General features: G+C 66.3%; 16 protein-coding genes. 8 read left to right on the top strand and 8 right to left on the bottom strand.

Annotation, left to right across the window (positions count from 1 at the left end; genetic code table 11):
- Positions 1-16: 16 nt before the first annotated feature.
- The 7 genes from V3G39_03155 to V3G39_03125 form a co-directional block, all read right to left on the bottom strand.
- Positions 17-616: a DUF5110 domain-containing protein gene (locus V3G39_03155; protein ID XAS77050.1), complete on the bottom strand. Its 600-nt coding sequence runs from the start codon at positions 614-616 to the stop codon at positions 17-19.
- Positions 520-2,805, bottom strand: a complete 2,286-nt coding sequence (locus V3G39_03150) for a glycoside hydrolase family 2 protein (protein XAS78168.1) — start codon at positions 2,803-2,805, stop codon at positions 520-522. Before V3G39_03150 ends, V3G39_03155 begins: the two co-directional genes overlap by 97 nt.
- An 87-nt stretch (positions 2,806-2,892) precedes the next feature.
- Positions 2,893-3,834, bottom strand: a complete 942-nt coding sequence (locus V3G39_03145; protein ID XAS77049.1) for a sugar kinase — start codon at positions 3,832-3,834, stop codon at positions 2,893-2,895.
- Positions 3,835-3,890: 56 nt separating this feature from the next.
- Positions 3,891-6,512, bottom strand: coding sequence for a glycoside hydrolase family 2 TIM barrel-domain containing protein (locus V3G39_03140; GenBank protein ID XAS77048.1), 2,622 nt, complete (start codon positions 6,510-6,512; stop codon positions 3,891-3,893).
- A gap of 120 nt (positions 6,513-6,632) precedes the next feature.
- Positions 6,633-7,472: a carbohydrate ABC transporter permease gene (locus V3G39_03135; GenBank protein ID XAS77047.1), complete on the bottom strand. Its 840-nt coding sequence runs from the start codon at positions 7,470-7,472 to the stop codon at positions 6,633-6,635.
- A complete protein-coding gene (locus tag V3G39_03130; protein ID XAS77046.1) occupies positions 7,469-8,398 on the bottom strand; it encodes a sugar ABC transporter permease in 930 nt (309 codons plus the stop codon). The genes V3G39_03135 and V3G39_03130 overlap by 4 nt, the downstream gene beginning before the upstream one ends.
- Before the next feature lie 165 nt (positions 8,399-8,563).
- Positions 8,564-9,532 (bottom strand): extracellular solute-binding protein, encoded by a 969-nt coding sequence (locus V3G39_03125; GenBank protein ID XAS78167.1) that lies wholly within the window; start codon positions 9,530-9,532, stop codon positions 8,564-8,566.
- A 522-nt stretch (positions 9,533-10,054) separates the two neighbouring features.
- Here V3G39_03125 and V3G39_03120 point away from each other — a divergent pair.
- The 7 genes from V3G39_03120 (at position 10,055) to V3G39_03090 (ending at position 17,381) form a co-directional block, all read left to right on the top strand.
- The gene (locus tag V3G39_03120; GenBank protein XAS77045.1) at positions 10,055-11,341 is read left to right on the top strand and encodes an ROK family transcriptional regulator; all 1,287 of its coding nucleotides are present in this window, start codon (positions 10,055-10,057) and stop codon (positions 11,339-11,341) included.
- Positions 11,342-11,409: 68 nt separating this feature from the next.
- Positions 11,410-12,624 carry an AGE family epimerase/isomerase gene (locus V3G39_03115; protein XAS77044.1) on the top strand — a complete coding sequence of 405 codons (1,215 nt, stop codon included), beginning with the start codon at positions 11,410-11,412 and terminating at the stop codon, positions 12,622-12,624.
- A gap of 14 nt (positions 12,625-12,638) precedes the next feature.
- Positions 12,639-13,499, top strand: coding sequence for a hypothetical protein (locus V3G39_03110; GenBank protein XAS77043.1), 861 nt, complete (start codon positions 12,639-12,641; stop codon positions 13,497-13,499).
- Positions 13,496-14,485: a mannonate dehydratase gene (locus tag V3G39_03105; protein XAS77042.1), complete on the top strand. Its 990-nt coding sequence runs from the start codon at positions 13,496-13,498 to the stop codon at positions 14,483-14,485. The genes V3G39_03110 and V3G39_03105 overlap by 4 nt, the downstream gene beginning before the upstream one ends.
- Entirely contained in the window at positions 14,476-15,315 is an 840-nt protein-coding gene (locus V3G39_03100; GenBank protein XAS77041.1) for an NAD(P)-dependent oxidoreductase, read from the top strand. Before V3G39_03105 ends, V3G39_03100 begins: the two co-directional genes overlap by 10 nt.
- On the top strand, positions 15,308-16,414 hold the full coding sequence (locus V3G39_03095; GenBank protein ID XAS77040.1) for a beta-propeller fold lactonase family protein: 1,107 nt from the start codon (positions 15,308-15,310) through the stop codon (positions 16,412-16,414). Before V3G39_03100 ends, V3G39_03095 begins: the two co-directional genes overlap by 8 nt.
- The gene (locus V3G39_03090; protein ID XAS77039.1) at positions 16,407-17,381 is read left to right on the top strand and encodes a 1,4-beta-xylanase; all 975 of its coding nucleotides are present in this window, start codon (positions 16,407-16,409) and stop codon (positions 17,379-17,381) included. Before V3G39_03095 ends, V3G39_03090 begins: the two co-directional genes overlap by 8 nt.
- Before the next feature lie 25 nt (positions 17,382-17,406).
- Here V3G39_03090 and eda read toward each other — a convergent pair whose 3' ends face one another.
- Positions 17,407-18,108 carry a bifunctional 4-hydroxy-2-oxoglutarate aldolase/2-dehydro-3-deoxy-phosphogluconate aldolase gene (gene eda / locus V3G39_03085; protein XAS77038.1) on the bottom strand — a complete coding sequence of 234 codons (702 nt, stop codon included), beginning with the start codon at positions 18,106-18,108 and terminating at the stop codon, positions 17,407-17,409.
- A 162-nt stretch (positions 18,109-18,270) separates the two neighbouring features.
- Here eda and ugpC point away from each other — a divergent pair, with 162 nt between their 5' ends.
- The gene (gene ugpC / locus V3G39_03080) at positions 18,271-19,350 is read left to right on the top strand and encodes a sn-glycerol-3-phosphate ABC transporter ATP-binding protein UgpC (GenBank protein ID XAS77037.1); all 1,080 of its coding nucleotides are present in this window, start codon (positions 18,271-18,273) and stop codon (positions 19,348-19,350) included.
- Positions 19,351-19,369 lie beyond the last annotated feature (19 nt).

Genomic DNA, 19,369 nt, shown 5'->3' with positions numbered 1-19,369 from the left:
GTGATTTCACTGGTATTCATCGGGCGGGCGTCGCCGACCATCGGTCGCCGGTCCCGTCGTAGGAGATCGCCGCATCCGACACATCGGATGGGGCGGATATGGCGGACGTGCTGGTCGAGACGACCACGGGATGCAGCGACCGCTGCGCAGGTACCGCGGCGAAGTCACCTTCGCGCGGCTGGACGGTAAGGGTCTGCGCGTCGTCATCCCAGCGGATCGGCACGAAGGCGAACTCGCCTGCCTCGTAGCCGTAGCCGTCGCCTGCGTCCTCGTAGAGGTCGAACGACGCATCCGCACCGGGGTAGATGCGCAGCTCCAGCGGTCCCCACGGGTCCTCCTCCGTGTGCTGCACCTGCGGGCCCAACGGCAGGATCGTGCCGGCGCGGACGAACACCGGGATGCGGTCCAGCGGGGCGGCGGCAGTGATGCGTTGCCCGCCGCGGTAGCGCTCACCGGTCCAGAAATCGAACCAGTCCGTGCCCTCCGGCAGATAGACCGTGCGGAACTGTGGCACGTCCGTCAACGGCGTGGAGTCCGGGCCGTGCAGCATCGGCTCAGTGACCGGGGCCACGAGCAGCGACGGGCCGAGCATGAACTGGTCGACGATGTCGAACACCTCGGGTCCTCCTCGAACCACCACCAGGCTCGGCGCCCGGCGCTGGCAGATGCGCAACTCGCGACGATCAGCTCTTGGGCGGGATCGACCGGGGTCTGTAGGTGGGCTCCGAGTTCGATGGTGACCGTTGACCGTGCCGGGACGTCGATGACGACCTCGTCCATGTCGTGTATGCGGCCGTCGAACCCGGCTCGAGCCACCTCGACCGTGTCCTGCCAGGCGTCCGCGCTGTCGTTGCTCACAATGAGTGCCACACCGTTCTCACGCGGTTGCAGCAGCAGCAGACGGGGCGCGTTGAGGGCCCGCAGCGCGTACCACAGCAGCTTGCGACGACCGCCGCTGTCGACCATCGCCCAGCTGATCGCCGGCCAGCAGTCGTTCAGCTGCCAGATGATGTACCCGGCGTTGCGTGGCGCGTGCGACCGGTAGTGCGCGACACCGCACGTGATGGCGCGGGCCTGGTTCAGCGAGGTGGTGAAATACCAGTCGTCGAACGACGTCGGGTCGGGCAGGTGTGTCTCCCAACCGCGCTCGAGCTTGCCGTTGCCGTCGATGGCCTTCTGGTGGGCCAGCATGTCGGGTGAGTCAGGTGCCGGGTGGTCATCGTGGATCACGGGCATCAGGGTCGCGTGGGCGGCCGGCGCCTGGAAGCCGAATTCGGCCACGAACCGCGGGGTCGCGTCGCGGTAGGTGAGATAGTCCGCGCTGAACCACACCTTCCAGCTGTGCACCGGACCGTGGTCCGGGTTCGTCGGGTCGGTCCAGTCGGCAGGTGAATACGGACTGGAGGGGATGTAGGCACGGCCCGGATCGAGTTCGGCGACGATTCCCGGCAACAGCTCGTTGTAGTAGCCGCCTCCCCAAGCCTCGCCGTCCGCCATCCGCTCCTTGAAACCCCACCTCAGGTAACCCTCGATGTTCTCGTTGCCACCACTCCACAGCACGAGCGAGGGGTTGGGCGCGAGCCGCGCCACGTTCTCGCGTGCCTCCGCCTCGACCTCTGACCACATCTCCGGAACCTCGGAGTATCCCGCGCAGGCGAAGGCGAAATCCTGCCAGACCAGGATGCCGTGCCGGTTGCACGCGTCGTAGAAGTCATCGCTCTCGTAGATTCCACCGCCCCAGGCGCGCACCAGGTTCAGATCTGCATCGACTGCGTGCTGGATGGCCGCCTCGTACCCCTCGCGGGTCATCCGGCTCGGGAAGCAGTCGCCCGGAATCCAGTTCGCGCCCTTGATCCATACGAACTGACCGTTGATGTGGAATTCGAAACAGGTGCCGTGCTCGTCCGGTTCGACCCGCACGACCACGGTGCGGAACCCGACATCGTGCGTCCAACTGTCCAGCTCGACGCCGTCGTACGAAACCCGCACTGTCAGTGCATAACACGGCTGATCCCCGTACCCGCGCGGCCACCACAACTGCGGTTCGTCCACCGTCAGGGCGAGCTGCGCGCGCGCCGCGGTGGTCGTCTCGGTGTGCCGGGTCGCCGTGCCGTTCGGAGCCTGTAGCTCGACGTCCACCGTGACCTCGTGCGCACCGGTGCGTTCCAGGTCGACCGCCAGATCCACCCGCCCGCGTCCGGCCTCGTCGACCGTGACGGAGGGAATCACAGTTGCGAGACGAGCCGTGGACCACTGGTGGATGCTGATCGGTGCCCAGATCCCCGACGTGGTCAGCGTGGGCCCCCAGTCCCACCCGAAGTTGGAAGCCATCTTGCGCAACGCGTTGTAGGGCAGCGCATCGCCGACCAGTGGTTTGGCGCCGATCCGCTGCTCCGACTCGCGCGCCGCACGCAGCGGCGCATCCAAGTCCACGACCAGCTGGTTTTCTTCGGACAGCAGAGAGCGCACGTCAAACCGGTAGCTGCGGTGCTGGTTCTTGGTGCGCCCCACCTCGGTGCCGTTGAGCGTCACGCATGCAACGGTGTCCAGACCCTGCGCGACCAGGTCGACGCGCTCGTGTCCTTCGTCGACAAAGGCGAAGGTGGTGCGGTACTGCGCATCGGCCTCGCCGATCCACTGCACGAGTTTCTCGTTACTGCCGTCGTAGGGGTCGGGAATGAGTCCCGCGTCGAGCAGGTCGGTGTGCACACAACCCGGCACGGTGGCCGGAACCGAGGCGGGAATACCCGCACCGCCGTGTCCTGCACCGAGGCTGAGGGTCCATCCCTGCGAGAGGGTCGTCATCGTCACCGTAAGTCTCCTGAAGTCTTCATATCGGGTCTATCCGTGCTGATCGATCGCGCTGGTGCAGTGCCGCTGCGCGCCGCGGTCTCAACGTCTGACATCGATCGCCCCCAGCTCGACGGCGGCCACGTCCCGCGCGAAGGGCAGCCCGGCGCTGTCACCGCGGGTCGATACACACAAGGCGGCAGTGACGGCTGCGGTGACGAGAGCTCGTGGGACCGGCAGTTCGTCGAGCCAGGCGTGGATGAAACCAGCGGCGAAGGCATCGCCCGCGCCGACCGGATCGAGCGCCGTCACCTGCCAGGCCGGCTGGTGGAAGGACCCGTCCCGGTCGAAGGCCCAGCACCCCCGGATGCCGTCTTTCACGACGACGACCTCGGGACCTTCGGTCAGCAGCAGACGTGCCGCGTCCTGCATCTGGTGGCCGTCGCCGACCAGCGCATGCAACTCCTCGAGTCCGACCAGTAGGACGTCGGTGCCGCCGATGATTTCGCGCAGCCTGGGCACTGCGACTGCATCCGGGCAGAGGGTCCGCCGCAGGTTGGGGTCGAAGACCACGGCTGTTCCAGCACTTTTCGCTGCGGCGAGGGCTGCCCGCGTCGCCGCCCACGCCGTATCGCTCAGGATGGGTGTGATGCCGGTCAGGTGCAACAGTCGGGCGTCGGCCAGGTACTGCTCGTCGATATCGGCCGGGCACAGTGCAGCACCTGCGGAACCGGAGCGGTAGTACGCCACCTGGATCGGCCGGTCGACACAGACATCGCGGAACAGAACGCCCGTCGCGTGCTGGCCGTCGTGGACCAGGTGCGACACGTCGATCCCCTCTGCGCGCAGCCCACGAACGAGCCCGTCACCGAAGGCATCGGCACCGACCCGACCGATGAAGCCGACCCGGCGTCCCAACCGGGCCAGGCCGATGGCGACGTTTGCCTCGGCCCCGACCACCTGCCGCTCGAAGCGCCGCGAGAGGGTCAGGTCGCATCCGTCGTCGGCGAGCAGGCCGACCATGGCCTCCCCGATGGTGACCACCTCAAGGCGTGCAGCCCGGATGGGCGCCTGTTTTCCCCTCTCACCTGGGGGCACGGTCAGACCGGCGCCGCAACATGTTGGGACTGCAGGTCGTTGGCGCTGCGCACGACCGACCGCGCGGTCAGTGCCTGCGTGAGGCCGGACCGGGGCGAGTGCACCGTCACGGTGACCGACGTACCGGCCGGCAGCGTGATCAGGCCGGCATCGACAGTTGCCTCGGGGTCCACCCGGTCGGCCAGCACCATCAGGTCCTTGACCAGTGACAGGGCGTGCACGGTGAGGCGGTATCCACCCTCGACAGCCACGACATCGATCTGTGCCGCCGACGGGTCCAGGGCCAGCTCGAGGTCTTCGACCCAGCAGTGCACATCACCCGCCGGCACGTCGGACTCAGCTGACGGGTCCGCCAGCTGTACGACGAGGACCTCACCGCGTGGGTCACCGGGATTCTGCACGTCCTCGGGCACCGGCACGAGCTGCACGGAGCGCGCAGCGACGTCCACCACGGACGTCATCTGTGCGAGATTCTCACCCGCCAACGTCTGGCGGGACGCCTGCAGCGTGCCGGTCCAGGGCAGTGCCGAGTCATTGATGACGGCAACCATCAGAGCACTCTCACCGGTGGCCGGGTCGGTGCGCGGCTGCACGGACAGGACGCGGTCGGCATACGCGGCGCGCAACCCCCACCACAGCGGCTTGAGCCGTTCGTCGCCGTCGATCGCCGCCCAGGAAGTGACCGGCCAGCAGTCGTTGAGTTGCCACACGATGGATCCCGCAGTGCGGGGCCACCAGGACCGGTAGTGGGTGACCGCATGCGCGACGGCCCGTGCCTGGTTCAACTGGGTGGCCCAGTGCCAGTCCGCGAAGTCCTGCGGCACACCGAGGTGTGGTTCCAGACCACGGTCCAGCTTGTCGTTACCCTCCTCGGCTTTCTGGTGCAGCAGCCAGACGGGGTCGCTCTTGGACAGCGGCGAACCGTCGGCGTTACGCACCGCTCGCTGCAGGGTGCTCCATGCCGGCGGCGCCTGGAAGCCGAATTCCGAGCAGAACCGGGGGATGTCGCCCCGGTAGTTGGTGTAGTCGGTCCGGTTCCAGACCTCCCACTCGTGGTGGGTGCCGTGGTCGGGATCATTCGGGTGCTGACTACCGGGCGAGAACGGGCTACCGGGGCAGTACGGCCGACTCGGGTCCAGCTCGGCAACGATGCTGGGGAACAGCTCCGTGTAGTAACCGAGGCCCCAGGTCCGACCGGCCAGCGGCTCGCGCCAACCCCAGTCCTCGAACCCCCAGATGTTCTCGTTGCCGCCGTTCCAGATCACCAGGCTCGGATGGGGGGTGAGCCGCGCAACGTGCTCGCGGGCCTCGGCCTCGAATTCGCTGCGGTGCGGCTCCTCCTCGGGGTAGGCCGCGCAGGCCAGCAGGAAGTCCTGCCAGACCATGATCCCGGCCTCGTCGCACAGGTCGTAGAAGTCCTCGGACTCGTAGATCCCGCCGCCCCACACCCGCAGCAGGTTGAGATTCGCGCCCACGGCCTGGGTGATCCGTCGGTCCAGGCGGTCCCGGGTGATGCGGCTGACGAAGTGGTCGTCCGGGATCCAGTTGGCGCCGCGTACGAAGACCGGCTCGCCATTGACCCGCAGCACGAAGGAGGTGCCGTGGTCGTCCGGATCAGTGTCCAGCGTGACTGTCCGCAGGCCGATCCGACGGTGCCAGGTGTCCAGCGCCGCGTTGTCGGTATCTGCATTTCCGGCATCCGCGTCAGTACTGGACAGGGTGACATCGAGGTCGTAGAGCGGTTGTTGTCCGTATCCGACCGGCCACCACAGCTGCGGGTCGGTCACGACCACCGTGGCCGAGCCCGCCGAGGATCCTGCGGGTATTTCAACCGATGCGTTCCAAGTGCCGTGCTCCATGTCGGACCCTCGGGACAGTCGAACGTCGACGGTGAGCGCCGATTCGGCTTTCTGCGTCCCGGCACCCTGCGTCCCGGCACCCTGCGTCCCCGAACCTTCCAGACCGGAGCGCTCGACGTCGACATGCACCAGCACGCAGGCGCTCCCGTCCGGGTCGACGCTGACGATCGGGCGTACCGACTCCAGCCGAGCCGTCCGCCAACGCTCGAGCAGGACGGGGCGCCAGATTCCTGCGGTCTGCAGGTTGGGGCCCCAGTCCCAGCCGAAACTGCAGGCCATCTTGCGCACCATGTTCATCGGCGTGGGGTAGACCCGCGGCCGGGCACCGACGCGGCTTTCCTCTTCCTCCGCGTGGATCAGGGCCGAGGCGAAAGCGACCTGCAGGGTGGCGTCACCCGCTCCCGCGTGATCGCGTACATCGAACCGATACGTGCGGTGCTGGTTACGGGTCCGACCCAGCTCGGTGTCACCCAGGCGCACCGTGGCCACCGTGTCCAACCCCTCGAAGACAAGGTCGACCCGCTCGTCGGGTGCGGCCCGGGCAATGTCGATCGGACGTTCGTAGGTCCAGTTCGCGCGATGCGCCCACACGACCTCGTCCTCGACCATGTCGAGATAGGGATCGGGCATCAGCCCCGCCGACATCAGATCGGTGTGGGCACAACCGGGCACCGCAGCAGGGATGGTCCGGTGGGCGACGGCATCCGGGACTGATCCTCCGCCGGCCTGCATGGTCCAGTTGTCGTGCAACTGCGTGCGTTTCATCGGGGAAACCTCTTCATCTCAACAAACTCGGGGAGTTCGGGTGATGGGCGTGGGTAATGGTGTCGCGGGCATGAACAGGGCCGGGGACGTGACCGTCCCCGGCCCTACCCACCGAAATGTCTACTTGGTCGCGCCGGCCGATATGCCGTTGTAGATCTGCTTCTGCAGCACCAGAAAGATGACGAGCGTGGGCACGATGACGATGAGCGCGCCGGCCGATAGTTGCTCCCACTCGGTGCCTCTGGGCCCGATGAAGCGCTGCAGCGACGTGGAGACGACACCGAGGTTCTGGTCGGGCATGTACAGATACGGAATGTAGAACTCGTTGTAGATCGCGATGCCCTTGATGATGACCACGGTGGCAATCGCCGGCCGCAACAACGGGAGGATGATCTTGCGGTAGATGGTGAAGTGGTTACACCCATCCAACTTGGCAGCCTCGTCCAGCGAAATCGGAATGGAGCGCATGAACTGGATGAAGATGTAGATCGAGACGATATCGGTACTTGTGAAGAGGATGATCGCAGCTTTACGGGTGTCGTAGACCCCGAGCGCATTGACAACCTGGAACGTGGCAACCTGCGTCGTCACGGCCGGCACCAGCGCGGCCAGCAGGAAGGCCGCCACCACCGTCTTCTTGAAGCGGAAATTGAATCGGCTGATCGCATAGGCGGCCATCGTCCCGATGATGATGGAAGCCACGGTCGAGATGACCAGGATGATCGTCGTATTGATGAAGGCGCTGGCCATGTCGCCCTGCACGAATGCATATTTGAAGTTGGCGAACGTCACATGTCGTGGCAGGTCCAGCGGCCCACTGGTCGCGTAGTCCTTCTTTGTCTTCAGCGACGTGATGACGAGAACGACCAGCGGCACGAGGGTTATCAGCGAATAGACAACCAGGCTCGTGTATTTACCGGTTGCGGCGGCGCGAGACTTGATGCTGTGGGAGCTTTTCATGAAAGGGACACATCCTCATCTGGCACGAGCTTGCGTTGGACCCAGGTAATGATCAGCACGATGGCCAGCAGGACGACGGCCATTGCCGAGGCGAGCCCGACCTTGTTGTCCTGGAAAGCGATCTTGATGGTCTGGATGACGAAGGTGGCCGACCCGTTGGCACCGTCGAGCATGATGAACGGCAGTTCGAAGGCCGACAGACTGCCGGCAATCGCCAGGATGAAGGTCAGGCTGATGATCGGCTTGATACCCGGCGCAATGATGTACCGGAACTGGTGCCAGCGGTTGGCGCCGTCCAGTTCGGCCGCCTCGTAGATATCCGTCGGGATCGACTGGATGGCTCCGAGGAACAGCACGAAGTTCAGCCCCATGAACCGCCAGATCGATGCACCGGCGAGGGAAACGTTCACAATGTGCGGATTGCCGAGCCACAGCAGGGTGTTGTGGATACCGACCACGCCGAGCACGGAGTCGAGCGTCCCACCGGGCTGGAAGAAGAACAGGAAGATGTACGACACGGCGACGCCGTTGATCAAATAGGGAAAGAAGAGAATTCCCTTGAAAAGGTTCTTGAACTTCGTGTTGAAACTGAGAATTGTGGCGAAATACAGCGCGAGGCCCATCTGGAGCACCGACGCGCCGATGTAGTACAGCGACACGAAGAAGACCCTGAACAATTCAGGCCGGGTAAAGAAATCTTCATAATTGGTCAGGCCGACAAAAGGTTTGCTCGGGCTCAGCCCGTCCCAGCTGGTGACCGAGTACCAGAACAGATTGACGACCGGGATGTAGGTGAATACAACCAGCAGCACCACGGGAACGAGCAGAAACAGATACGGGGTTACTTTCGAGCCACTGACCCCGCCGCGGCCCTTGCGACGGCTTTTCGCTTTACGCGCACTCCTGTCCTGGGTGCGCGACAGCACCCCCGACGTGAGACCACTCATTGATTTCTCCTCTGTGCGAGACCGTGCACCGGATGCGGGCGGTCGCCACTGTGTGGGGGCGTGCTGGGCGTGCTGGGGTGAAGACCTTGCCGTTACGCGGCAGGCAACGCATTGCCTGCCGCGTAACTAAGGACAGGGAACGGGTCAGCCGACGGACTTGATCGCGGCGCCCCACGCCTTGTTCCACTGGTCGAACAACTGCTGCTCCGTCGTGCCCGAGGCACCGCGGGCAGAGTCGACGAGCTTGCGGTACGGGTCCGGCTGGGTGATGGCGATCTCGGACTGCTTGTCGACCGCAGTTGACTTGGGCGAAGGCACCATCTGCAGGATGTTCGCGCCCTTCAGCGACGTCAGACTGTCGGGCAGCGGCAGCGACTTCAAGGTCGGAACGCCACCATTGGGCTTGTAGTAACCGGACTTGTCGGTGAACCAGGTGACCCAGGCCATGGCGGCCTTCTTGTTGCTGGAGTGCACGCTGACACCCTGGGTCCAGTCCGGCCCGATCGGCACATTGGACTTGCCATTGGTCTGGAACGGCATCGGCATGAAGCCGACGTCGGCGGGGTCGGTACCGGCGGTCTTGGAGGCCAGCTGCATCTGCGGCAGAGCCCACGACCCGAGCGGCATCATGGCGATCTTGCCGGTTGCCAGCAGTGACTTGGAGGTTTCCCAGTTCGTTGTGGTCGGGTCCTTCTCGGTCAGCTTGTCCTTGACCATGGTGTACAGCAGGTTGTCGAGCGTGTTCATCTCGGATCCAGCGGCCCACGGCGTGGGGTTGGAAGCCATCTTCACGTTCGCATTGACGTCGCCACTGACGGCGCCCATCGTCCCAGCGGGCCACGCCAACGGCCAGCCGTCTTTGTAGTTCGTGTAGTAGGGAGTGGCTGCCGTCTTGGCCTTGACAGCCTTCAGGTCGGTGATCAGCTGACCGGGCGTGGTGGGCTCGGAGGTGATGCCGGCCTGTTTGAAGATCTTCTTGTTGTAGACGATGCCGTTTGCGTCGCCGAATGTAGCGAGCCCGTAGACCTTGCCGGCATTGGCAATCGCGTCCGCAAAACGGTACTTCTTGCCCATCTCAGCCGTTGTGCCGAGCGGTTCGAAGAAGGTGGCCAGTTGCGTGGGGGGATGTCGGTCGGTACCAGCAACACGTCGCCGTAGTTCTTCGTGCTCATCCGGGTCTTGACGTCGCCCGCGTAGTCGGTGAGGGCCTGGAACTTCACCGTGACCTTCGGGTAGATCTTGTTGAACTCCTTGGCGTAGGCAGGCAGTTCGGTATTGACGATGTCGGTGCGGTTCGTCAGAACGAGGATCGTTCCGGACGGCGGGCCGGATGCGTTCGACGAGGAGCCGCCGCTGCTCGACCCGCAGGCAGCCAGGCCGAGACCGGCGAACGAGCTCACGGCGACAAGGGCGACCACGGAGCGTCCGCGCTGGGAGTGAAGCATGTGTTGTCCTCTCAATGGGCCGACCCGAGCGGGGCGGCGGTACTGCTGGTCTGGGCCGACTGGAAGATCTTCGGCGAACTGTGACTGATGCCACATTCTTAATGTAGTGTTTACAGTAAGTCAAGGCCAACCGCTTCGGTGGGACGCTGGAACCCCAAATCGTTACCGAAGTCGTAGGAGGTGGACTCAGATGGCGACCAGGTCATCCAGCACGGCGTTGGCCGCCCATCGCGCGCTGCTGCTCGATGGGATCCGGGCAGCCGGACAGATCAGTCGCGCTGCTCTTGCGCGGCGCACGGGTCTGAATGCAGCCACCGTGACCGTCGTCGTACGCGGGCTGATCAACGACGGCCTGATCGTCGAGTCCGGCCGGGCAGCCTCGACCGGTGGCAAGCCGGCTGTGCTGCTCAGCCTCGGCATCGAGTCGCGTTTCGCGGTCGGCGTACATCTGGACCACACCGCGACCACCTACGTTCTGGCCGATCTGTCCGGGCATGTGGTGGCCCGCTGGTCACGCCGGGGCGGCACCGACACCCAGGACCCGCAGCAGGTGGTGCAGCGGATGGCTGCGGACGTGACGGCTCTGGTCACGCAGGTCGGCCTGACCCTCGAACGACTGACCGGTGTCGGTCTGGTCTCCCCCGGACCGGCGACCACGGCAACCGGTATTGCGTTGTCCACGCCGGAGATGCAGCCGTGGATCGAATTCCCGCTCGTGGACGCGCTGGCGGCCGCAACCGGCCTCCCGGTTGTCCTGGGAAATGATGCCACCGCGGCTGCCATCGGTGAGTTCTGGGCGGGGGCGCTGGACCCGACGAGCGTGTTCGCAGCCGTCTACATGGGCACCGGGATAGGCGCCGGAATTCTTGCATCGGGTCATCCGATCGTCGGTGCCAGCGGCAACGCCGGCGAGATCGGGCACATCTGCGTGGTGCGCAACGGGTTGCCCTGCTGGTGCGGTAGCAACGGCTGCCTGGAGACGGTGGCGAGCGCCGGTGCAATCGTGCAGGCGGCGCAGCGCGCCGGCTGCGATCTGAGCGGGGCATTGATCGACGAGCAGTTCGCCGCAGCCGCGCGAGCCGCTATGAACGGCCACCCCGCAGCTGCCCGGATCTTCGACCGTGCTGCAGATGACGTAGCCGTCGCCGTGCACACCCTGACCAACATCCTCGATCTCGACCAGGTGATCCTGACCGGACCTGCGTTCGCGGTCGCCGGTCCGCTGTTCCTGCCTGCCATTCAGCAGCGTCTGGAGCAGACGTTTTTCGCCCGCGGAGCGCACCCGGTCACCGTGAGCATCTCCTCGAACGCAACCGATGCAGCGGCCACCGGCGCCGCAGCGATGGTGTTGCAGAGCGAGCTCGCTCCACAGAGTTCGGCCTCCGGCCTGTCCCTGATCATCTCCGACCCGGATCGCGGAATCTCGGCCGGCGGAAGCTCCGCCGGAGCAGTCCCCGAAGCAGCGGCCGCGAAGTGACCGTGACCCGTACGACCAGATCACCGCGACCCCCAGCGATCCATGACCGTTCGAGAAGGGAAGCGTCGATGACCACCTCGTGGATCGATCAGCCGGACCACCGGGCGTGGCTGCTGCGCCAGACCGCACTCCAGCTGCAGTTCGCACGCAACTTCCCCCACCCGGGCGGGGGATCCTGGTGGCTGGACGAGCAGGGCCGACCGGACCAGGCCAAGCCCGTGCACACCTACGTGACTGCTCGGATGCTGCATGCCTACAGCCTGGGTCACCTGGCGGGCATCCCCGGTTGCGCGCCGCTTGCCGCCCGCGCCCTGCAGGGTCTGACCGGACAGCTGCGCGACGCCGTCAACGCGGGGTGGTTCGCCTCCATCGGTCCCGGCCCGGAATGCGACGACGCGAAAGAGGCGTACGCGCACGCGTTCGTCGTACTGGCCGCCTCCAGCGCCACGTTTGCCGACATTCCCGGCGCACGAGCGCTCCTGGACGAGGCACTGCACGTGTTGGACGCTCGTTTCTGGGAAGAGGCCTACGGTCTGCACCGTGATCAGGCAGCCGCCGACTGGTCCGAATACAGCAATTACCGCGGCATCAATGCCAATATGCACAGCGTCGAGGCGCTGCTGGCCGCATCGGATGCAACCGGCGACCCCCGCTGGCGCGAGCGGGCCGCGCGCATCACCACGACTGTCCTGGGCTGGGCGCGTGGGAACGGGTGGCGGGTACCGGAGCATTTCGACGCCGAGTGGTCCCCGATGATGGAGCACCACCGCGACGAACCGGACCACCCGTTCCAGCCGTACGGCGCCACCGTGGGGCACGGCCTGGAATGGGCCAGACTCGCCCTGCATGTGGCCGCGGCCGGGGTGGGTGATGCACCGGTCCTCACCGACGGGGCCGTCCAGCTCTTCCAGCGGGCCGTCGCCGACGGGTGGGCCGTCGACGGTGCGGACGGTTTCGTCTACACCACCGACTGGACAGGCACTCCCGTGGTCCGGCAGCGGATGCACTGGGTGGTCGCGGAGGCGATCTGCGCGGCTGCAGCGCTGCTGAAACACACCGGTGACCGCGGGTACGACACCTGGTACCGCACCTGGTGGGACTACGCAGCCACCTATCTGATCGACGATGACGGCTCCTGGCGTCATGAGCTGGACCCCGGCAATCAGCCGGCCGCGACCGTCTGGTCAGGTCGTCCCGATCTCTACCACTCCCTGCACGCCACCCTGCTGCCGCGCCTTCCGCTGGCCCCGACCGCCCCCGCCGCTCTTGCCGGCAACCGATAGGAAGGAGCAGACCGATGCGCGTTTCCCCCGACCCCGCCGACGTCGTAGAGCTCACCCCTGACTGGACCGGCGAGCGGCTACCCGACGGTCGCCCGCACGTGCCCGACGCGATCCTGGCCCGACTGCGGGCCGCAACGACGGAGCAGGCCTGGTCGGTGCTGCGCGATGCCGGGTACCACCGACAGTTCTCCGGCGGCTGGTTGCAGACCCACCCGGGCACCCCGCTGGTCGGTCGGGCGCTGACCTGCCAGTTCCTGCCGCACCGCCCGGACCTGGACGCGGTCGTCGTCGCAGCCGGCGCGCGCGAGGGTCACCGTGAGCCTGATAAGCAGAATTCGTGGGTGATCTCGCTGCTGCAGCAGGGCGACGTGATGGTCACCGACATCTTCGGCAAGATCGCCGATGGCACCGTGATCGGGGACAACCTCGGCACGGCCATCGCGGTCCGGACCGGGGTGGGCGCCGTCATCGACGGCGGCGTGCGCGACCTCGCCGGCCTGCAGGAACTGGACGGCGTCAACTTCTTCTGCCGCGGCACGGACCCCACCGCCATTGCCGACGTGGTGCTCGCCGGCGTCAACTTCCCGGTGCGTATCGGCCCTGCCACCGTCCTGCCCGGTGATGTCGTGCTGGGCACTCCCACCGGTGTTGTCTTCATCCCTGCCCATCTCGCCCAGCGGGTCGCCGACGCGGCGCAGGACGTCAGCATCCGCGACGAGTACGGCAAGGGCGCGATTACCGACGGCAGCTTCAGCAGCGCCCAGATCGACGACGAACCCTGGGCCGACCACATCGAGCTGGCCTACCAGGCCTGGCTCTCGCAGCGGACAGCCACCCAGCAGTCAGCCGCGCAGCAGTCAGGTGCGACGCGATGATCCAGATCGCCGAATTCCTGCCGCCGGACACCAGCGAAACCGTGCTGTGGCCGTTGATGCGACAGGCCGGGGTCCGCCACGCCGTCGGGGGACTGCCCCCTGCGGACACACTCCAGGACGGCGAGCAGCCATGGGATTTCATGCCACTGCTGCGCATGCAACAGCTCTACCAGGCACAGGGTTTCGAGCTGGCCGTGATCGAGGCCCGGCCACCGTTGAACAATGCCAAACGGGGCCTACCCGGCGGTGAGGCCGAGATCGACACTGTCTGCACGCTCATCGAGAACATGGGCCGCCTCGGCATCCCGGTGTGGTGTTACGAATGGATGGCCGACTTCAACTGGGTACGTACCAACACCGCGGTCCCGTCGCGGGGCGGTTCGCTGGTCAGCAGCTTTGACGCGTCCCTGCTGGCCGACGCACCGGGCACCCCGTGGGGCCGATTGCCGGAAGAAACGCTGTGGAAGACCCTGCAGCACTTCCTGGAACGCGTCGTCCCGGTGGCCGAGCGGGCCGGCGTGCAGCTGGCGATGCACCCGGACGATCCGCCCATCTCCCCGTTGCGCGGAGTGGGGCGCATCATGCGCAGCATCGAGAATTACGACCGGCTGCTGGACCTGGTCCCCAGCCCGGTCAACGGAATCACGCTCTGTCAGGGCAACTTCGCGCTGATGTCCGACGATCTGCCGGGCGTGATCCAGCACTTCGGGCGCCAGCAGAAGATCTTCTTCGTGCACATGCGCGACGTGCGCGGCACCGCCCAGTCTTTCCACGAGACGTGGCACGACGACGGCCCGACCGACCTGCTCGCCTGTCTGAGCGCCTACCGCGAGGTCGGCTTCGACGGGGTACTGCGCCCCGACCACGTGCCCACGGTCGAAGGCGACAGCAACGACCGTCCGGGCTACTCCCCCTACGGTCGGCTGTTCGCCATCGGGTACCTCAAGGGTCTGCGTGAGGCAGCAGGTCGGGACTCATGCGGATAGCGGTCACCGGGGCCGGGGGTCTGCTCGGAGTTGCGGTCACGGCTGCCGCAGTCGAGCAGGGGCACAGCGTCGTCGCCCTGGATCTGCCCGGCGCGCACCGGTCCGCCGACAACGAGGCGGTGCACCCCGTTGAGGTCGATATGACCGACTACCCCGCTGTGCGGGACGCGGTACGCGGCTGCGACGCCGTCATCCACCTCGCTGCCTACATCAAACCCACCGCCGCACCCGAGCCGCAGGTGCACCACAACAATGTGATCGCGAGCTACAACGCCCTGCTCGCAGCCGCCGACAACGGCATCACAAAGGTGTGTCTCGCCTCCAGCATCAATGCCATCGGGGGGGCCTACAGTCACACTCCCCATTACGACTGGTTCCCCATCACCGAGGACCACCCGACCTACTCCCACGACCCGTACTCGTTGTCGAAGTGGGTGGCCGAGGCGCAGGCCGCCGACTTCGGAAGGCGGAACCCGTCGGCGACGATCGTCTGCCTCCGCGTACATGCGGTGCTGCGCGACCCGTCGAGCCTGGCCGGCTGGAAACGGGACCTGCCGCCGGCCGCGCCCAAGGACCTGTGGGGCTACACCGCACTCGCTGACGCGACCTCCGCCACCCTGGCAGCCGTGCAGGCCGACGTCACCGGCAGCCATGTCATCTACGTCGTGGCCCCGACGACCAGCAGCACGCGCCCAACGGCCGAATTGCTCGCGCAGCACTACCCGGACGTTCCGGTCCGCGGCGACCTGAGCGGGCACCGGGGCTTCTTCGACTGCACCAGAGCGACCCGGTTGCTGGGCCTGACCCCGCAGTCGCTGGACGATGACTGAGCAACGGGGCCGACAGGTGGCCGGCCAGAACCTGCTGTACGTCGGGTCCTACACCGATGCGCTGGGCACCGGCACGGGCATCACGATCTTCGCTGCCGATCCGGCCACCGGTGCGCTGTCGTTGCGATCGACCTACTCATTGCAGTCCCCGTCCTACCTGCAGGCCCATCCACGACTGCCCGTCATCTACGCGCTCACCGAGGCCGCGCAGGGTGTCGTGTCCACGTTCGGAATCGCTGCGGACGGGATGTTGACGTCGTTGGGCAGTTGCAGCAGCGGCGGCGCGGCGCCGTGCCACGCCGTGGTGACGCCCGACGGCACGCACCTGATCGTGAGCAACTACGAGGGCGGCAGTGTCGCTGTCCTGCCCCTGGACGAGGACGGCATCGCCGCCGAGCCCACCGCAGTGACCAGCCGACAGGGCTCCGGGCCCGATCCGGATCGTCAGGAGGCTGCGCATCCGCATCTGGCTGCGAACACCGCCGCCGGCACCTTCCTGCTCGCCGATCTGGGCACCGACGAGATCGTGCGGTACGAGGTGGGCGGTAGCGAGCCGCTGGCTGCCTCAGAAGTGGTGGCGATGGCACCGGGCACCGGACCGCGCCAGGTCGTGGTCGTTCCTGGGGTCGGAACCGACGGCTCCCCGCTGGAGCAGCTCGTCGTCGTCGGTGAGCTGAGCTCGGACCTGACGTCGCTGGGTCGCGGCATGCGAACCCCCACGCTCGAATGGGTCAGGACGCCGGCCCAGGGTCCGGGTCACCCACCGACCCCACGCAACTATCCAGCCCATATCGAGGTCGCCCCCGGTGGCCGCGTCCTCTACGTCAGCAACCGCGGCGCCGACTGCGTTACCTCGTTCCTGCTCGCGGACGGCCGGTTGACGTTCGTCGACCGCGTCGACGTCGGCGCGTGGCCACGACACCTGTCGATCTTCGGGCAGTTCCTGTATGTGGCAGCAGAGCGGGGGCACGCGATCGACCTGATCCGTGCCGACCACACCACCGGGGCGTTGCAGCACGTAGGACAGGTGGCCCGGATCAACAGCCCCACGTGCGTCCTGCCCGTCACCGTTTCCCATGAAGGAGTAGTCAGTGAGTGAACGACCTACCGCCGGCCCGACCGGATGGGATGCGCCCGTATGCGGGATGACGTGGGGCTTCACCGGAGTGCGCGGCACCTGGACCACGCCGGCGGCGGAGCAGTCGATGGCAGCCATGTCGCAGCTCAACGTGAACTGGGTGACCCTCGCCTACGCGGCTGTGCAGGAGACCGCCCAGTCCACGGCGATCCCGTTCCGCGACTCCCCGTCCCTGACCGATGACGAGGTACGCGCCGCAGTACACCGGGCTCGGGACCAGGGCCTGAAGGTGTGCCTCAAACCGATGGTCAACGTCGCCGACGGCACCTGGCGGGCCTACATCGGTTTCTTCGACTGGGACGTGCCCGGCGAACCAAGCTGGGGCCAGTGGTTCAGCGCCTACCGGGAGTACATCGTCCATCATGCCCGGCTGGCCGCTGAGCTGGACGTCGACCTCTTCTGCATCGGGTGTGAGACGGTACGCGCCGATTCGCAGGAGACCCTGTGGCGGGAGCTCATCGCCGACGTGCGCTACGTCTACGCCGGACCCATCACCTACAACTGCGACAAGTACCAGGAAGACCACGTCACCTGGTGGGATGCCGTCGACGTCATCTCGGCCAGCGGGTACTACCCGAGCGGGGACTGGGAGAGCGAGCTGGACCGCATCGAGGCCGTGGTCACGCAGTACGACAAGCCCTTCTGCTTCCTGGAGGCAGGTTGCCCGAGCCGGGTCGGTGCGCAGGCCCGCCCCAACGACTGGACGCTCATCGGCGCTCCCGACGGGCAGGTACAGGCCGACTACCTCGATGAGATGTTGACCGCGGCGGGTAGGCGTCCCTGGGTGGGCGGCTTCATGTTGTGGGACTGGCCGGCCGCCCTGTACAACGCCGAAACTGCTGCAGCCAATGACGACTACTGCGTCTACGGCAAACCGGCTGCCCGAGTCGTCGCGGGGCACTACTCACGTGCTCAGGCTGCGGGCTGACCCCATGGCGACGAGCACTCGACGGTCATCCCGGCAGGACTTCTGCATCCTGGATCTCGGCGTCCTGAATCTCTGCGTCTTGAATCTCGCGACGCAGTTCCTGCGCGCGCCGGGCCAGCCGTCGGACCTGCGCCCAGTCGCCTTCCCGCAGGGCGCCGGCCGGGGTTACCCACGAAGCGCCGACGCAGGGCACGGTCGGCAGCTTCAGGTAGTCCGCCGCGAGGTACTGCGTGATGCCACCGGTCGGGCACACGTCGAGATCGGGAACAGGCCCGCTGATGGCCCGCAGAGCGTCGGCCCCGCCCAGCTGCTCGGCGGGGAAGAACTTCACGACCGAAAAGCCGCGTTCTGCGAGGGTGAGCATCTCGGTCACCGTCGCGGCGCCGGGCAGAGTCGGCAACCGCGAGCCCGCACAGGCGGCCAGCAGTCCCTGCGGAGAACCGGGCGTCACCAGGAACCGCGCACCTGCGTCCGCTGCCTGCTGCACCTGATGCGGCGTTCGGACGCTTCCGGTGCCGACGATCATGTCCGGGCAGTCCTCAGCGATCCGGGCAACCGCCTCCAACGCACCCGCAGTGCGCAGGGTGATCTCGATGACGGTGATTCCACCCTCCAGCAGCGCGTTCGCCAACGCGACGGCGCCCGAAGGATCCTCGATCACCACGACGGGCAGCACCGGCCCGGCGTCGATCACCTCGCGGATGCTGAGCCCACCCGGTCCCTGCATGTCACGGCTCCTTTCGGCAGATCTGATGTCCGGAACCGGCCGCCATAGATGCCATCTCCATTGCATCGCAGACCGTGAAGTACCTGCATTCCAGGGCCGATCATATTCGGTACCTTTCACTCGGATCGTCCGGCACGTTCCTGCCGGTGAAGGAGAAAGCTGATGGCAACAGTTGCTTTTGACAAGGCCGTACGACGGTTCCCCGGCGTCGACCGCCCCGCAGTCGACGCGCTCGACATTGCAATCGCAGACGGTGAATTCCTGGTGCTGGTCGGACCATCGGGTTGCGGCAAGTCCACGTCGTTACGCATGCTCGCCGGACTGGAGGACGTCGACGAAGGTCGCATCATGATCGGTGACCGCGACGTCACCGATCTGACCCCTAAGGAACGCGATGTCGCGATGGTGTTTCAGAACTATGCGCTCTACCCCCATATGAGCGTGGCCGACAACATGGGTTTCTCGTTGAAGATCGCCGGGGTGGCCCGTCCGGAGATCAAGACCCGCGTCGAAGAGGCGGCCAAGATGCTGGACCTTAGCGAGTACCTGGACCGTAAACCCAAAGCACTCTCCGGTGGTCAACGTCAGCGAGTGGCGATGGGTCGGGCGATCGTGCGTCAACCGCAGGTCTTCCTGATGGACGAGCCGCTGTCCAACCTCGACGCGAAACTACGCGTGCAGACCCGCACCCAGATCGCCTCGCTGCAGCGCAGACTGGGTGTCACGACGGTCTACGTCACGCACGACCAGGTCGAGGCAATGACGATGGGCGACCGTGTCGCGGTCCTCAAAGACGGCGTGCTGCAGCAATGCGGGACCCCCCGCGAGCTCTACGACCACCCCAACAACGTCTTTGTCGCCGGTTTCATCGGCTCCCCCGCGATGAATCTGCTGCAGGCCCCGTCCACCGACGGAGGTGTCAAACTCGGTAACACGGTGGCGCCGATCTCCCGCGAGGCGCTCACCCAGGCAGGAGCGACCGTTACCGTCGGCGTGCGACCAGAAGACCTGGTCCGCAATGAACGGGGTGAAGGCCTACCGGTCGACATCGACGTCGTCGAAGAACTCGGTGCGGACGCCTACATCTACGGCCACACGACCACACCTGACGGTGACGTGCCGATCGTTGCCCGGGTCGACGGCCGCGACGTCCCCGAGAAGGGTGCCAAAATCTACTTCACCCATAACTCAGCGCGCATGCACCTCTTCAACAACGAAACGGGTCAGCGCATCGAAGCCTGAGCGCTCGCCACATCCACGC

The organism is Dermatophilaceae bacterium Sec6.4, assembly GCA_039636865.1.
Classification (GTDB): Bacteria; Actinomycetota; Actinomycetes; order Actinomycetales; family Dermatophilaceae; genus Allobranchiibius.
This window is presented reverse-complemented; position numbering and strand designations above follow the sequence as displayed.

Bases quoted from the DNA above. Each gene is read 5' to 3' on its own strand.
- V3G39_03150 (XAS78168.1), bottom strand. From the start codon at position 2,805: ATGACGACCCTCTCGCAGGGATGGACCCTCAGCCTCGGTGCAGGACAC.
- V3G39_03140 (XAS77048.1), bottom strand. From the start codon at position 6,512: ATGAAACGCACGCAGTTGCACGACAACTGGACCATGCAGGCCGGCGGA.
- V3G39_03135 (XAS77047.1), bottom strand. From the start codon at position 7,472: ATGAAAAGCTCCCACAGCATCAAGTCTCGCGCCGCCGCAACCGGTAAA.
- V3G39_03120 (XAS77045.1), top strand. From the start codon at position 10,055: ATGGCGACCAGGTCATCCAGCACGGCGTTGGCCGCCCATCGCGCGCTG.
- V3G39_03115 (XAS77044.1), top strand. From the start codon at position 11,410: ATGACCACCTCGTGGATCGATCAGCCGGACCACCGGGCGTGGCTGCTG.
- V3G39_03110 (XAS77043.1), top strand. From the start codon at position 12,639: ATGCGCGTTTCCCCCGACCCCGCCGACGTCGTAGAGCTCACCCCTGAC.
- V3G39_03105 (XAS77042.1), top strand. From the start codon at position 13,496: ATGATCCAGATCGCCGAATTCCTGCCGCCGGACACCAGCGAAACCGTG.
- V3G39_03100 (XAS77041.1), top strand. From the start codon at position 14,476: ATGCGGATAGCGGTCACCGGGGCCGGGGGTCTGCTCGGAGTTGCGGTC.
- V3G39_03095 (XAS77040.1), top strand. From the start codon at position 15,308: ATGACTGAGCAACGGGGCCGACAGGTGGCCGGCCAGAACCTGCTGTAC.
- eda (XAS77038.1), bottom strand. From the start codon at position 18,108: ATGCAGGGACCGGGTGGGCTCAGCATCCGCGAGGTGATCGACGCCGGG.
- ugpC (XAS77037.1), top strand. From the start codon at position 18,271: ATGGCAACAGTTGCTTTTGACAAGGCCGTACGACGGTTCCCCGGCGTC.